The organism is Klebsiella sp. B345, assembly GCF_051131735.1.
Taxonomy (GTDB): domain Bacteria; phylum Pseudomonadota; class Gammaproteobacteria; order Enterobacterales; family Enterobacteriaceae; genus Klebsiella.
Genome location: NZ_CP180443.1, coordinates 529,386 through 543,559 on the forward strand (window position 1 = coordinate 529,386; position 14,174 = coordinate 543,559).

Genomic DNA, 14,174 nt, shown 5'->3' on the forward strand with positions numbered 1-14,174 from the left:
TAGCTGTTATTGCTGCAAAGCGAATGGGTTCCGATGTATCAGACCTGCTCGGGCTAAGTATTCATAAAATAAATAAGTATGTTGTAACTACTGAAAGGTAATAAAAAACCCGGCAGCAGTATGGCCGGGTTCTCATTGCATCACGACATCATGACATCATGACATCATGACATCAGCACAGCGGCTTGACGGCTGCACGCATGCCACGCAGCAGAATAGCGTCGAGGTCCAGGCTCACCTGTTCTACCAGCCCCGGGATCTGCGTCAGGTCCTGCTCCCAATGGGACGTCACAGACAGCACGGCTTTGACCAGTTCACTGGTGCAGAGCTGCGCATCACGATGCTGCGCCCAGAGAGTCTGGAAACGGGTCATCCATTCGGCATCATCCTGCACCGGATAGCTTTCGCCATCGCGCTCTCCCCGATAAAACGCAATCAGTGCCGCCAGCGCGAACGTCAGACGGGCCGGGAGTTTGCCCGATTTTGCCTGCCCTGCCAGCAGCTGCGGCAGAATACGCGTGCGGTATTTGGTCATGCCGTTGAGCGCGATAGACAGCAGCTGATGCTTGATGTACGGGTTACGGAAACGCCCGGTCACCGCGCTGGCAAACGATTCCAGCTCGTCACGCGGAAGATCCAGCACCGGAATGATCTCTTCATAAATGGCCTTCTCAACGAACGCGCAGATCTCCTGATCGTTCATCGCTTCACCTACGGTATCCAGACCAGACTGGAAGGCCACCGGTACCAGTGCGGTGTGCGCGCCATTGAGGATCGCCACTTTCCGCTCTTTGTACGGCTTGATATCGTCAACAATCAGGACGTTAAGCGGGAGTTTATCCAGACGCAGCTCGGAGGCCAACGACTTCGGCCCCTGAATAACAAACAGGTAGAAGTGCTCGGCGGTGGCCAGGAAGCCATCTTTATAGCCCAGCTGGGCTTCAATCGCTTCAGCTTCATCGCGCGGATAACCAGTCACAATACGGTCCACCAGCGTAGAACAGAAAGCATTCGCCTCTTGCAACCAGGTGATAAAGGCTGACGGCAGTTCCCACTCGTGGGCATAGCGCAGCACCAGTTCACGTAGCGCTTCCCCGTTGTAGTCAATCAGCTCGCAAGGAATGATGATCCAGCCTTTATCCGCTGCGCCCGCAAAGTGGCTGTAGCGTTCGTACAGCAGACGGGTCAGCTTCGCCGGGTAGCTCACCGCCGGCGCATCGTCGAAACGATCGCCCGCGTGGTAGCTAATACCAGCTTCGGTGGTATTGGAAAACACAAAGCGCATGTCCGGGTTGTGAGCCAGACGCAGGAACTCGTCGTAATCCGCGTAGACGCTGATCTCCCGGTTGACCGAACGAATCAGGCGCGCGTCGCTGACCGCCTCTCCCTGCTCGTTCAGCCCGCGAATAATGGTGGTATACAGCCCATCCTGAGTGCTGAGCGAAGGCGGGAATGCACTCTCAATCGGACGAACAATGACCACCCCGGCATTCAGGTCGGTATGTTCATTCAGCAGATCCAGCTGCCAGTCGACGAAGGCGCGAAGGAAGTTACCTTCGCCAAACTGAATGATACGTTCAGGGTACTGCGCGCCGGGGAAGTCACGACGATTTAATGTTTTCACAATAGGTTCCCTCTTAGAGTAGTCATACAACCTGAGTAATTGGTGTAATAACTTATCAGCTTTTCTAAGAATAAAACCGTGTTTTGATCAAACCTGTCTCTGTTATTGCAGGAACTTATAGAACAGTGAGGTGGCGGTCATCTTTCCGTCCGGCATCAAGGCGTAGCGCGGGATTTCTCCGGCTTTTTCCCAGCCACACTGGACATAAAAGCCTTCTGCGCCACTGCCTGTCGCGGTGTCGAGTACCAGCACCGATTTGCCCTGCTGACGCGCCTGCTGCTCCAGATACGCCATCAGCGCATTCGCCACTCCCTGACGACGGGCATTTTGGTGAACCAAAAGTTTGGCGACATCGGCGCGGTGCGGCTGGTTCTCAGGTTGATCGGTAATCAACTGTACCGTTCCGACAATCTGCCCGGCCTGTTCAGCCACCAGCACCAACCGTTCACCGGCTTCGACGCTGCGAGCAGTGCGGCGCCAGAACGCCTCAGCCGTCTGCGGGGAAAATGGCAGCATAAAGCTTACCGACGCGCCGCCATTGACGCTGTCGGCCAGAATATCGCTGAGTCGGGAAAGGTTGGTGAGAATATCGTCGTGTGAAAGGGTACGGAAAGAAAAGGATGTGGTCATGGGTCGCTCCCTGAAATTAACCACATCACTATGATTTTAACTATTATTTAACACAAGCGGCATTATCATCGTATTTTCTTATTACCCATTCTCCGCCAGCGTCGACGTGAAAATACGATTGCGCCCTGCTTTTTTGGCGCTGATAAGATAATCGTCGGCCACCATCAGCTGCTGATTAAAGAGTTCAGTGATCCGCCCGGAACCAATTGGTCGGCACTCAAGCCCCATGCTGATCGTCAGCTTGATCTGCTGCTGCCCCCAGACAAAAGTTTGCGCCTCAATGCCCTGCCGAATTTTCTCCGCCAGCTGCAGCCCCGCCTGCGCCGTCGCGCCCAGGCTGGCCACCGCAAACTCTTCCCCGCCGATCCGCGCCACCATTCCCTGTTCGCCAGCCAGTTCCCGCACCCGCTGGGCAAGCTGCGCCAGCACGCAATCGCCACACTCATGGCCCCACTGGTCATTGACCCGTTTGAAGCCATCGATGTCGAGCACCATCACCGTTAATACCTGGGCTTCTGACAACGGCTGACGCTTCAATGACTCACTTAATCCCGAACGCGAATACACCCGGGTCTGGAAATCGAAATCGGCGCGCAACGCCAGCTGTTTGACCAGGTTGTTGATCGCCTCTACGCTGGACGCCACAATCACCGGGCTAATCAACATCGCCGCAATACCGAGACGGGTTGAAAACAGCTGTAACGGCTGCAGGTGGGTATCTGGGGAAAGGTGGATCAGGGCGTTGGCCACCAGCAGGATCTCACCGACGCCGGTCAGAAAAGTCAGCAGGCAGGTCAGCGGCAGCGGGTAACGAATAGCGCACCAGATCAGCGCCGGCAGCGGGAAAGTAATACTGCCGGCGCCCCCCACGGCGACCCCCAGAATAATCGACAGCACCAGCACGATTACCGGCAGCAACTGACTCCAGCGGAAACCGCTTATTCCGGAGGGGATCGACACCGTCAGGATAAACGGCAGGATCAGCACCGCGGTAGAGAACTGTTCGCTAAACCAATCCACCAGCAGAGAAATAAACGTTTCTCGTTCTACATCCACAGAGCCCAGCGCCCCAACGGCCGCGCTGAGTAATGCCGCCAGCAGACAGTAGCAGAACAGATTAAGCACATTTATCGGCCCGGGCATCGAGTCAGCGCGCCGTTTATCCCACAGCACCAGCTGCGCCAGGGTGACAATAAAGACAATATTCGAGAAGTTAATCAGCAGCGAGGCATAGCCCATTCCCCAACGCGAGGTTAAGCCATCGTAAACCAGCATCGCCCCAAAGCAGACGGCATAAAAGTAGCTACGATTAAGCCAGACATAACGCGCGAAGATCCCTGCCAGCACAGCATTCAGCGGCCAGAAGAAAGAGAGTTCCTGTACCAGACGCAGCATCGCGCCGAGAAAATGGAGCAATAAAGTGATTGTGAATAACACCAGTGCATCACGCACGGGCTGTTCCTCACGAAACGCAGTGAATGACCGAATCGACAGTGAAGACATTCAGTAATTATCCGTCTAATTGTTTCAGGCAATTATTATGTTAATAATTAGTTAGCGGATTATCATAGCATGAGAATATTTATCAGGCATACACATGCCTGATAAATGAACATAGGTAGGTGGTGATTAACGTTGCGGGGAATTCATCTGTATCACTAACCAGTGGTGGATAACCTGCACCACATAGCGCTGCTCCTCGGCGCTTAACTCGCGCCCGGCAGGTATGGCGTGCCATTTTGCCAGGCAGCCGCGACAGCAGGTCGCGGTGGCATGCTGGGCAATAAACACCGGATGTCCGCGCATGGGGGTCTGTTTGCCGTCATTCGCAATATAAGCCGGAGCCAGGCGACGAGCGATAAAGTCGGCCGCATGCTGATCTATTATCTCCGCCCCTTTATCCAGGCAATATTGCCGCTCTTTGAGCCCCAGCCGAAAGCGCGAGCGAAAAGCGGACCCTTGCAGACGAGTAAAAAGCGTATCGATTGAGCGCATCAGAATACCGACCGCCCCAGTTGGTGAGTGAGTTTCTCCAGCACCGCCGTCCCCGCCAGCGAGTTACCGGCGTCATCGAGCTCCGGGCTCCAGACGGCAATCGCCATCTCCTGCGGCACGATCGCCACAATCCCCCCGCCGACGCCTGATTTTGCCGGCAGGCCGACGCGCCAGGCAAACTCGCCGGCGTTCTGGTACATGCCGCTGGTCATCATTAAGGCATTCACCTGCCGCGACTGGATCGGGGCAATCACCGGCGTATCGAGATGTGGCGCGACACCGCGGTCAGCGAGAAACAGAAAGGTTCGCGCCAGCTCGACGCAGCTCATTTCCAGCGAGCAGTAATGGAAATAGTTGTGCAGCACCGTGGCAACATCATTATGGAAATTACCAAACGATTTCATGAGCCAGGCAATCGCGGCATTACGCGCTGAGTGGTCAAACTCTGAGCGAGCGACCACCGGGTCGTAGGCAATATCGCCGACGCCGCTCAGACGCCGCACAATCTCCAGCATTCTCTGGCGCGGCGCGCTCAGTCGGCTTTGCAGCATATCGCAGACCACCAGCGCCCCGGCATTAATAAAAGGATTGCGTGGTTTGCCTTGCTCAATTTCCAGCTGCAACAGAGAGTTAAACGGTTGTCCGGAGGGATCTTTCCCCACCCGCTGCCAGATTTCGTCTTCCGGGTAGTGGTTCATCGCCACCACCAGACTCAGCACTTTGGAGATAGATTGAATGGAAAAACGCTCGTAGGCATCGCCGGCAGAATAGTGCTGACCGTCTACCGTGCAAATTGCTACCCCGAGTTTATTACCGCTTACGCTGGCCAGCGCCGGAATATAATCCGCCACCTTGCCGCGCCCAATCAGCGGCCTGATTTCTGCCAGAATGGTCTCCAGCATTGCATTATTGATGACCGTCGCCACACCCGGCTCCTTGCCCGCCGTCAAATTCGGGCTGGGAGTATAGCAGAGTGCGGCGACGGTCGTCAGGCATGACGTCGGTTAGCGACGGTCTTTCCATACGGTTTGCACATTACAGAACTCATGCAGGCCGAAATGGGACAGTTCGCGACCAAAGCCACTCTTTTTCACGCCGCCAAACGCGACGCGGGCATCGCTGGCGCTGTAACCGTTAATAAAGACGCCGCCGCACTCCAGCTCGCGGGAAAAACGCTGCGCTTCATCGACGCTGGCGGTATAGACGGTGGCCGACAGGCCAAATTCGCTATCGTTGGCCAGGGCCAGCGCGTGATCGGCATCGCGCGCCACGCTAATGGTGGCTACCGGGCCAAACAACTCCTGGCGGAATCCGGTCATTTCCGGGGTGACATTACCCAGTACCGTTGGCGCATAGTAGTTCCCCGCCCCAGCCATTTTCTCTGCGCCCAGCAGCAAGGTTGCCCCTTCCGCCAGGGTCGCGGTCACCTGCTGATGCAGCTCATCACGCAGATCGAAGCGCGCCATTGGGCCGATGTAGTTGGCTTCATCACGGGGGTCACCCATCTTCAGGGCGTCGACGGCCGCAACAAAACGGCTCGTAAAGGCATCGGCAATCCCGGCTTCAACGATAAAGCGCTTCGACGCAGCACACACCTGCCCGCTATTTTGATAGCGGCCAATCACTGCCGCTTTAACGGCTTCATCAAGGTCAGCATCATTGAGAACGATAAACGGATCGGAACCGCCTAGTTCAAGGACGCATTTCTTCAGTGCAGCACCGGCCTGAGCGCCGATAGCCTTACCGGCACGCATGCTCCCGGTCAAGGTCACCGCGACAATACGTGAGTCGTTAATCGCCTGCGACACGCCGTCATTGGTGGCATTCACCCAACCGAAGACGCCATCTGGCAATCCCGCCGCGTCAAAGATCTCGCCAATCAGCGCCGCGCTGCCCATGACATTCGGCGCGTGTTTCAGCAGGTAGCTGTTGCCCGCCAGCAGGATCGGTACCGCCCCGCGCAATACCTGCCACAGCGGGAAGTTCCACGGCATAATCGCGAGGATCGCCCCCAGAGGACGGTATTCAATCACCGCATTGTTGTTTTCCACCGCGGTGGCTTCGGTCGCCAGCATCGCCGGACCATGCTCTGCGTACCAGTCACAGAGGTTGGCGGACTTGGTTACTTCGCCACGAGCCTGGGCGATCGGCTTGCCCATTTCAAGGCTGATCATCTGCGCCATCTCTTCGGCGCGGGCGCGCAGCGCGCTGCCGACACGACGGAGTGCATCGGCACGCTCGGCGACACTGACGGTGCGCCACTGGCGATAGCCCTGCTCAGCCAGCGCAATCGCCGAATCCACTTGTTGTTCAGTCGCCCAGGGAAGAGACGACACCATTTCTCCCGTGGTCGGGTTGATGGAAACCGCGTGCGTTGTCGATAAAGTCATCGTATTGCTCTCTCTGTTGATTGCGAATTGACCTCATTCTGGCGTACCCTTCCTTTCATTGAAAATGAATAATATTAAGTAACCCATTCACAAAAGAAGAACGCCATGGACCTGACCCAGCTTGAGATGTTTAACGCCGTCGCCAGCACCGGCAGCATTACCCAGGCCGCGCAAAAAGTGCACCGGGTTCCCTCTAACCTGACGACCCGCATTCGTCAGCTGGAGGCGGATCTCGGTGTCGAGCTGTTTATTCGTGAGAACCAGCGCCTGCGCCTGTCGCCCGCCGGGCATAGTTTTTTACGCTACAGCCAGCAGATCCTCGCGCTGGTTGATGAAGCGCGGATGGTGGTCGCTGGCGATGAACCACAGGGGCTGTTTTCGCTGGGCTCGCTGGAGAGCACCGCGGCGGTGCGCATCCCATCTACGCTGGCGCTGTATAACCAGCGCTATCCCAAAATCCACCTGGCGCTCTCGACCGGCCCGTCCGGCACTATGATTGACGGCGTGCTGGAGGGCACCTTAAGTGCGGCATTCGTTGACGGGCCGCTGGTGCATCCCGGTCTTGAGGGCTTGCCGGTGTTCCCGGAGGAGATGATGATCGTGGCGCCGGTTGGCCATGCGCCGGTCACCAGGGCCAGCGAAGTTAATGGCAGCGAGGTGTATGCCTTTCGCGCCAACTGCTCCTACCGTCGCCATTTCGAAAGCTGGTTCCATGCCGACCGCGCCACGCCGGGACGGATCCACGAAATGGAGTCCTATCACGGCATGCTGGCCTGTGTGATTGCCGGGGCCGGCCTGGCCCTGATCCCCCGCAGCATGCTCGAAAGCATGCCGGGTCATCAGCAGGTTTCTGCCTGGCCGCTGGCCGAAGAGTGGCGCTGGTTAACGACCTGGCTGGTGTGGCGCCGCGGTGCCAAAAACCGCCAGCTGGAGGCGTTTATAGCGCTGCTGAACGAAGATCGGCAACGAGCAGTTTCTCCATAAACAGGCTGAGCGGGTCGGGCTTATAGGGCGCAAAAGCGCAACGGGTTTGATATCCGCTGCGGGTATAGAGTTTTACCGCCGCGTGTTGATGGATCCCGGTCTCCAGACGCACAGTATGGCAGTCCCGACGCAGGGCTTCGCTTTCCAGCGCCTCCAGCAGTCTCTCGCCGAGCATTTGTCCGCGATGATTGGGGTCGATATAGACCCGCTTCATTTCCCCAAAACCCTGCGTATCCAGCACAATCGCCCCGCAGCCGACCGCCTGCTGTTGTGCGTCACGGATTAACAGCACAATCACCGACTCCGCCGCCAGCTGGCTCAAATCCACCAGATGGTTGCTTTCGGCTGGATAGAGGGACTCCTGGTAGGCATCCAGTTGGGCGATCAGGGCAGTCAGGTCGGGGTGAGCAAGCGTGGTGGGGGCGATGGTATACATAGGTAAGCTCCTTTTTTGACCACTGTAGCGCAGCGCGTACACCTGCCCCTCATAGCGTTAACTTATACCTCCGCCCTGCGCTTGCGCTAAGCCATTGAGCGGCGGTAATTTTGAAGGAAGATCTTCGATAGCGGGACAGGACCATGCATACCAAAGCACGTAAGGTGATGATTATTGGCGCCGGCAATGTCGGCACCTCGGCCGCCTACGCCTTATTAAATCAAAATATCTGTGAGGAGTTGATCCTTGTGGATTTGAATACCGCCCGGGCGCAGGCACAGGTTCAGGATCTCAGCGATGCCGCAGCCTATATGCCGGGCATGATGACTATTTCGGCGCGTGACGTCAGCGACTGCGCCGACGTTGACATCGCGGTGATCACCGTCTCCGGCGGCGCACTGAAACAGGGACAGACGCGGCTTGACGAACTCACCGCGACGGCCAGCATCGTCAACAGTATCGTGCCGCAGATGATGGCGAACGGCTTCAACGGTATTTTCCTCGTCGCCACCAACCCTTGCGACATTATTACCTGGCAGGTCTGGAAACTCTCCGGACTACCGCGTAGCCAGGTGATCGGTACCGGCGTCTGGCTGGATACAACCCGTTTGCGCCGGGTGCTCGCGCAGGCTCTCAATATCGGCGCCCAGAGCATTGACGCCTTTATTCTTGGCGAGCACGGCGATACGCAGTTTCCGGTGTGGTCACACTCGTCGGTCTACGGCTCGCCGATTGCCGATGTTTACCGCAAACACACCGGGCAGGAGCTGGATCGCCAGCAGATTGCCGAGCAGGTGCGTACCCTGGGATTTGAAATTTACGCCGGGAAAGGATGCACGGAGTATGGCGTCGCTGGCACCATCGCCGAAATCTGCCGCAATATCTTTACCGGTAGCCATCGCGCGCTAGCGATTTCGTGCGTTCTCGAAGGTGAGTATGGGGAGAATAACGTGGCGGTTGGCGTGCCGGCAGTGCTGGCGCAGAGCGGCGTCCAGCAAATTATTGAGCTGCAGTTAGCGCCGGACGAAAGCGAGAAATTCGCCCAATCGGTCGCGGTAATTAAGGCCAATATTGCCCGTCTTCCCGCATAACATGACGTAATGACACGCCCGCAAATCGCGGGCGTGGTTAACGCTCGTCCCCCGTCTGACGCCTCAGACGTCGCGCAACAGGATCTTCCCCTGCAGCCAGGTCACCGCCTGCCCGGACATCAACACCCGATCGCCCTTCAGCTCACAGCGCATATCGCCACCACGGGCTGACACCTGACGCGCCAGCAGGCTAGTTTTCCCCAGCTTCGCGCTCCAGAACGGGATCAGCATGGTATGGGCAGAGCCGGTAACCGGATCTTCCCAGACGGCTTCTCCCGGAGAGAAAAAGCGGCTAACAAAGTCATATTCACCGTCACCAAGGGCGGTGATCGTCACTTTGTGTTCAACGGGGGTCAGCGTGGCAATCGCCGGGCGGACCGCTTCAACCTCGGCACGACTCCCCAGCTCGATAAGCCATGCCCGGCCATGCCGGGCGCTAACGTAGCGATCGATGCCCAGACCGGCAAGCAATGCCGCGGGCGGCACACGTTCTTCGGTGGCCCCTGCCGGAAAATCCAGCGTCAGCCAGTCGCCTTCCCGGCTCACGGTCAGGCGACCGGAGGCGGTGGCGAACGCCACTGATGCCTGGGGATAGTCCAGATGATGGAAAATGACGTGGGCGCTGGCGAGCGTGGCGTGACCGCACAGATTGACCTCATTGCGGGTAGTGAACCAGCGCAGGCTAAACGTCTCGCCTTCTCGTACCACAAAGGCGGTTTCAGACTGGTTATGCTCCTGGGCCATCTTCAGCAATACGTCATCCGCCAGCCACTCCTCCAGCAGGCAGACCGCCGCCGGGTTACCGGAAAACGGGGTATCGCTGAACGCAGAAACCAGATACATCGGAATCGCTTTCATGGCTTCTCCTTAGCGTAGGGCGATCGTACCGGTCATGTAGGTCGTTGCCTGGCCGCCGATCAGTACCCGATCGCCCTGCCATTGACAGCGCAGATCGCCGCCGCGGGCCGACACCTGACGGGCATGCATCGTCGTTTTAGCGAGCTTGTCACCCCAGTAAGGGATCAGCATGCTATGCGCGGAGCCGGTGACCGGGTCTTCGGCGACCGATTCGCCCGGGCAAAAGAAGCGGCTGACAAAGTCATATTCACCATCATCGGCGGCGCTGATACAAACCATTTTGCCTAGTTGCTCAAGCTGCTGCATATCCGGCTTCACGGCTTCTACCTGCTGGCGGTTTTTGAGAACCACCAGATAGTCGCGCCCTACGCGCACCTCGACAGCCTCACTCAGCCCCAGACCGGATAACAGCGCCGGCGGCGGCGTCACCACCGGTGTAGTCTGCCAGGCCGGGAAATCGAGGGTCAGCCAGTCACCGTTGCGGGTGACCCGCAGCTCACCGACAAAGCGAGTGCTGAACACAATAGTGGCGGAAGGATGATCGAGATATTCGAAAATAATATGCGCGGAGGCCAGCGTCGCATGACCGCAGAGGTTGATCTCATACTGGGTGGTGAACCAGCGCAGTTCATACCCATCGTCGGTGCGCACAAAAAACGCCGTCTCGGACTGATTATGCTGCTGCGCCATGCTCAGCAGTACGTCATCCGGTAACCATTCGGTGAGTGGACATACCGCCGCCGCATTACCGCCAAAATTGCGATCGCTGAAGGCATCCACCAGGTAAAAATCAATTTCCTTCATCCTATAACCCTTCCTGTTTTTACATCTCATCAACATGACATAAAAGCGAATCATGCACACTATCTATATAAAAATGAATCCATTATACCCGTCATACTTCAAGTTGCCTGGGTGTTGGCTGCACCCGCGCACCCCAGTCACTTACCTGAGTAAGCTCCTGGGGATTTACGGCCTTGCCGCCTACAAGCAACTCGAATTACTTAGGGTATATATCCGAAACACCATCAGTACATTAATGAGATCCAGATCACAAAGTGATTGTATTTTCACCACCGTTCGTTTTAAGATCGACGTCTCTCTCCTCTTCAGTTATCAGCTCAGAATCTATGATCACAAATACGGTTTCACGCAGGGTCGCGTGGCTTCGGGTCGTCACGCTTGCTATCGCCGCGTTCATCTTTAATACCACCGAATTCGCGCCGGTCGGCCTGTTGTCGGATATTGCCGACAGCTTTGGCATGGAGACCGCGCAGGTGGGCATGATGCTGACCATCTACGCGTGGGTAGTCGCGTTGATGTCGCTGCCGTTTATGCTGCTGACCAGCCAGATGGAGCGCCGTCGCCTGCTGATCGGCCTGTTTATTCTGTTTATTGCCAGCCACGTGCTGTCGTTTTTTGCCTGGAACTTTAACGTGCTGGTGATTAGCCGCATCGGTATCGCTTTCGCTCATGCGGTGTTCTGGTCTATTACTTCAGCGTTAGCCATTCGCCTGGCCCCGCCAGGTAAACGCGCACAGGCCCTGAGCCTGATCGCTACCGGCACCGCACTGGCGATGGTTTTTGGTATTCCGATTGGCCGTATTGTCGGGCAGTATTTCGGCTGGCGAACCACCTTCCTGGTCATTGGTATGGGGGCGCTGGTCACCTTAGTGTGTCTGTTCAAGCTGCTGCCAAAACTGCCGAGCGAACATTCCGGTTCACTGAAGAGTCTGCCGCTGCTGTTCCGCCGTCCGGCGCTGCTGAGCATCTATCTGCTGACCGCGATTGTGGTCACCGCGCACTATACCGCCTACAGCTACATCGAACCGTTTGTTCAGACCGTCGCCGGGTTGAGCGGCAATTTTGCCACCGTTCTGCTGCTGACCCTGGGCGGCGCGGGGATCATCGGCAGTATTCTGTTTGGCAAGCTGGGTAACCAGCATGCATCAGGCCTGATTAATATCGCTATTGCTCTGCTGCTGGCCAGCCTGCTGCTGCTGCTGCCGGCCTCACAGAATGCCAACTACCTGATGATATTAAGCGTCTTCTGGGGTATCGCCATTATGATCATTGGCCTCGGTATGCAGGTGAAAGTGCTGGCGCTGGCACCCGATGCCACCGACGTGGCAATGTCGCTGTTCTCGGGGATCTTTAATATCGGCATCGGTGCTGGTGCGCTGCTGGGTAGCCAGGTCAGCACCCATCTGTCGATGGCCTCTATCGGCTACGTTGGCGCCATTCCGGCACTGGTGGCGCTGGTATGGGCGGTGATGATCTTCCGTCGCTGGCCGGTATCGCTGGAAGAGCGACCGCATCACTCCTGATTGCTCATTTCAATAAGCGCAGGCAAACAAAAGCCCGCCCGGTTTCCCGGCGCGGGCTTTTTTACGATCTCAACGCATAGCCTGCATCAGGCGTGGTAGGTGGTGATAATCTCCAGCACGCCGTTGATGATAAACTGCACGCCCATACAGACCAGCAGGAAGCCCATCAGGCGGGAAATCGCTTCAATGCCACCCTTGCCCACGAGGCGCATAATCGCCCCGGAGCTACGCAGACAACCCCACAGAATAATCCCCACCAGGCCAAAGATGATCGGCGGCGCCACCAGTACGACCCAGTCGGGAAAATCGACGCCGTGTTTCACCGTTGAGGCGGTGCTGATCAGCATCGCGATCGTCCCCGGCCCGGCGGTGCTCGGCATCGCCAGTGGCACAAAGGCGATATTCGCGGTGGGCTCATCCTTCAGCTCTTCCGACTTCATCTTGGCTTCCATGGAGTCATGCGATTTCTGCTGCGGGAAGAGCATGCGAAAGCCGATAAAAGCGACGATCAGGCCACCTGCAATACGCAGGCCGGGAATAGAGATACCGAAGGTGCTCATCACCACCTGACCGGCGTACCAGGCGACCATCAGAATAATGAACACGTACACTGAAGCCATCAGCGACTGTTTGTTACGTTCTTCATTATTCATGTTGCCTGCGAGCCCGAGGAACAGCGCCACGGTCGTCAGTGGATTTGCCAGCGGTAAAATGACTACCAGCCCCAGGCCAATCGCTTTAAAAAGTTCAATCATATTAATTAAAGCCCCGTTAATATTTCGTTCATCACCGTTTTGCTGGGGCAGTATAACTTTTGTCAGCGATATCATACCAGCGCCGATGTCCCGCCAGCACCCGCATCTCAGGCACCACTGGCTTCCTGCCCGGTTCACTTTAGCAAATCGTGTGATCGGTAATCGGTCAGGTTGACTTATGATTGCCTGGGCAATAATATCCACAGCAACTAACTAATTGCCTGGGCAACCATTGTGAAAAACACCAGTGATCTGTTTAACGAAATGATCCCTCTTGGTCGCTTGATTCAAATGGTTAACCAGAAAAAAGATCGCCTGCTCAACGAGTATCTCTCCCCGATGGATATCACTTCCACCCAGTTCCGGGTGCTCTGTTCCATTCGCTGCGAGGTATGTATTACCCCCGTTGAGTTGAAAACCGTGCTTTCGGTCGATCCTGGCGCAATGACGCGCATGCTCGATCGCCTGGTCTGCAAAGGCTGGATTGAACGGTTACCCAACCCCACTGACAAACGCGGCGTGCTGGTGCAATTGACATCAGACGGTGCGGCACTTTGTGAGCAATGTCATCAGGTTGTGGGTCAGAAGTTGCACCAGGAATTAACAAAAAATCTGTCGGCGGACGAAATCGTCACCCTTGAGCACCTACTCAAGAAAGTCCTGCCGTAATAAGAAGAGGTAAGATGATGTCCAGACGCAATAATGACGCCATCACTATCCATAGTATTTTGTCGTGGATCGAAGATAACCTGGAATCGCCCCTGTCGCTGGAAAAAGTGTCCGAGCGTTCTGGTTACTCCAAATGGCACCTGCAAAGAATGTTTAAGAAAGAGACCGGTCACTCCTTAGGCCAGTACATCCGCAGCCGCAAGCTGACGGAAATCGCGCAAAAACTCAAGCAGAGCAACGAGCCGATTCTGTACCTGGCAGAGCGCTACGGTTTCGAATCGCAACAGACGCTGACGAGAACCTTTAAAAACTATTTCGACGTTCCGCCGCATAAATATCGCATGACCAATATACCGGGTGATTCCCGCTATCTGATGCCACTGAACAACTGCTGTTAACCGCCTGCAAAAAGACG

At 56.5% G+C, this 14,174-nt stretch carries 15 protein-coding genes; 5 read left to right on the top strand and 10 right to left on the bottom strand.

Going from position 1 to position 14,174, the window contains the following annotated elements; translation table 11 throughout:
* Nucleotides 1-172: 172 nt before the first annotated feature.
* From ACMYSO_RS02420 to sad, 6 genes are all read right to left on the bottom strand, one after another.
* Nucleotides 173-1,624 (bottom strand): tagaturonate reductase, encoded by a 1,452-nt coding sequence (locus ACMYSO_RS02420; protein WP_434669093.1) that lies wholly within the window; start codon nt 1,622-1,624, stop codon nt 173-175.
* Nucleotides 1,625-1,726: 102 nt separating this feature from the next.
* Nucleotides 1,727-2,254 carry a GNAT family N-acetyltransferase gene (locus ACMYSO_RS02425; protein ID WP_434669094.1) on the bottom strand — a complete coding sequence of 176 codons (528 nt, stop codon included), beginning with the start codon at nt 2,252-2,254 and terminating at the stop codon, nt 1,727-1,729.
* Between the two features lie 81 nt (nt 2,255-2,335).
* Nucleotides 2,336-3,757 (bottom strand): GGDEF domain-containing protein, encoded by a 1,422-nt coding sequence (locus ACMYSO_RS02430; protein ID WP_434669095.1) that lies wholly within the window; start codon nt 3,755-3,757, stop codon nt 2,336-2,338.
* Between the two features lie 126 nt (nt 3,758-3,883).
* Nucleotides 3,884-4,249 carry a DUF4186 domain-containing protein gene (locus tag ACMYSO_RS02435; RefSeq protein ID WP_434669096.1) on the bottom strand — a complete coding sequence of 122 codons (366 nt, stop codon included), beginning with the start codon at nt 4,247-4,249 and terminating at the stop codon, nt 3,884-3,886.
* A complete protein-coding gene (glsB, locus tag ACMYSO_RS02440; RefSeq protein WP_434670718.1) occupies nt 4,249-5,151 on the bottom strand; it encodes a glutaminase B in 903 nt (300 codons plus the stop codon). The genes ACMYSO_RS02435 and glsB overlap by 1 nt, the downstream gene beginning before the upstream one ends.
* Before the next feature lie 102 nt (nt 5,152-5,253).
* Nucleotides 5,254-6,639 (bottom strand): succinate-semialdehyde dehydrogenase, encoded by a 1,386-nt coding sequence (gene sad, locus ACMYSO_RS02445; RefSeq protein ID WP_434669097.1) that lies wholly within the window; start codon nt 6,637-6,639, stop codon nt 5,254-5,256.
* Between the two features lie 105 nt (nt 6,640-6,744).
* On the opposite strand from sad, the gene ptrR reads away from it, so the two are divergent.
* Nucleotides 6,745-7,623, top strand: coding sequence for a putrescine utilization regulator PtrR (gene ptrR, locus ACMYSO_RS02450; RefSeq protein WP_123754402.1), 879 nt, complete (start codon nt 6,745-6,747; stop codon nt 7,621-7,623).
* Here the strand turns inward: ptrR and ACMYSO_RS02455 are convergent.
* Nucleotides 7,577-8,059: a GNAT family N-acetyltransferase gene (locus ACMYSO_RS02455; protein ID WP_434669098.1), complete on the bottom strand. Its 483-nt coding sequence runs from the start codon at nt 8,057-8,059 to the stop codon at nt 7,577-7,579. The two genes, ptrR and ACMYSO_RS02455, sit on opposite strands and share 47 nt — an antisense overlap.
* A 143-nt stretch (nt 8,060-8,202) precedes the next feature.
* Between ACMYSO_RS02455 and ACMYSO_RS02460 the strand changes: the two genes are divergently transcribed.
* The gene (locus ACMYSO_RS02460) at nt 8,203-9,150 is read left to right on the top strand and encodes an L-lactate dehydrogenase (protein WP_434669099.1); all 948 of its coding nucleotides are present in this window, start codon (nt 8,203-8,205) and stop codon (nt 9,148-9,150) included.
* 63 nt (nt 9,151-9,213) lie between these two features.
* Here ACMYSO_RS02460 and ACMYSO_RS02465 read toward each other — a convergent pair whose 3' ends face one another.
* Together ACMYSO_RS02465 and ACMYSO_RS02470 are read right to left on the bottom strand one after the other, a co-directional pair.
* Nucleotides 9,214-10,008, bottom strand: a complete 795-nt coding sequence (locus tag ACMYSO_RS02465) for a PhzF family phenazine biosynthesis protein (protein ID WP_434669100.1) — start codon at nt 10,006-10,008, stop codon at nt 9,214-9,216.
* Between the two features lie 9 nt (nt 10,009-10,017).
* Nucleotides 10,018-10,812 carry a PhzF family phenazine biosynthesis protein gene (locus ACMYSO_RS02470; RefSeq protein ID WP_434669101.1) on the bottom strand — a complete coding sequence of 265 codons (795 nt, stop codon included), beginning with the start codon at nt 10,810-10,812 and terminating at the stop codon, nt 10,018-10,020.
* 326 nt (nt 10,813-11,138) lie between these two features.
* Here ACMYSO_RS02470 and ACMYSO_RS02475 point away from each other — a divergent pair, with 326 nt between their 5' ends.
* The gene (locus tag ACMYSO_RS02475; protein ID WP_434584618.1) at nt 11,139-12,335 is read left to right on the top strand and encodes a sugar transporter; all 1,197 of its coding nucleotides are present in this window, start codon (nt 11,139-11,141) and stop codon (nt 12,333-12,335) included.
* Between the two features lie 86 nt (nt 12,336-12,421).
* Here the strand turns inward: ACMYSO_RS02475 and ACMYSO_RS02480 are convergent, their stop codons facing one another.
* On the bottom strand, nt 12,422-13,090 hold the full coding sequence (locus ACMYSO_RS02480) for a MarC family NAAT transporter (RefSeq protein ID WP_434669102.1): 669 nt from the start codon (nt 13,088-13,090) through the stop codon (nt 12,422-12,424).
* A 234-nt stretch (nt 13,091-13,324) separates the two neighbouring features.
* Here ACMYSO_RS02480 and marR point away from each other — a divergent pair, with 234 nt between their 5' ends.
* Both marR and marA read left to right on the top strand, forming a co-directional pair.
* Entirely contained in the window at nt 13,325-13,759 is a 435-nt protein-coding gene (marR, locus tag ACMYSO_RS02485) for a multiple antibiotic resistance transcriptional regulator MarR (protein ID WP_123754409.1), read from the top strand.
* Nucleotides 13,760-13,776: 17 nt separating this feature from the next.
* Nucleotides 13,777-14,157, top strand: a complete 381-nt coding sequence (gene marA, locus ACMYSO_RS02490) for an MDR efflux pump AcrAB transcriptional activator MarA (RefSeq protein ID WP_123755483.1) — start codon at nt 13,777-13,779, stop codon at nt 14,155-14,157.
* Nucleotides 14,158-14,174 lie beyond the last annotated feature (17 nt).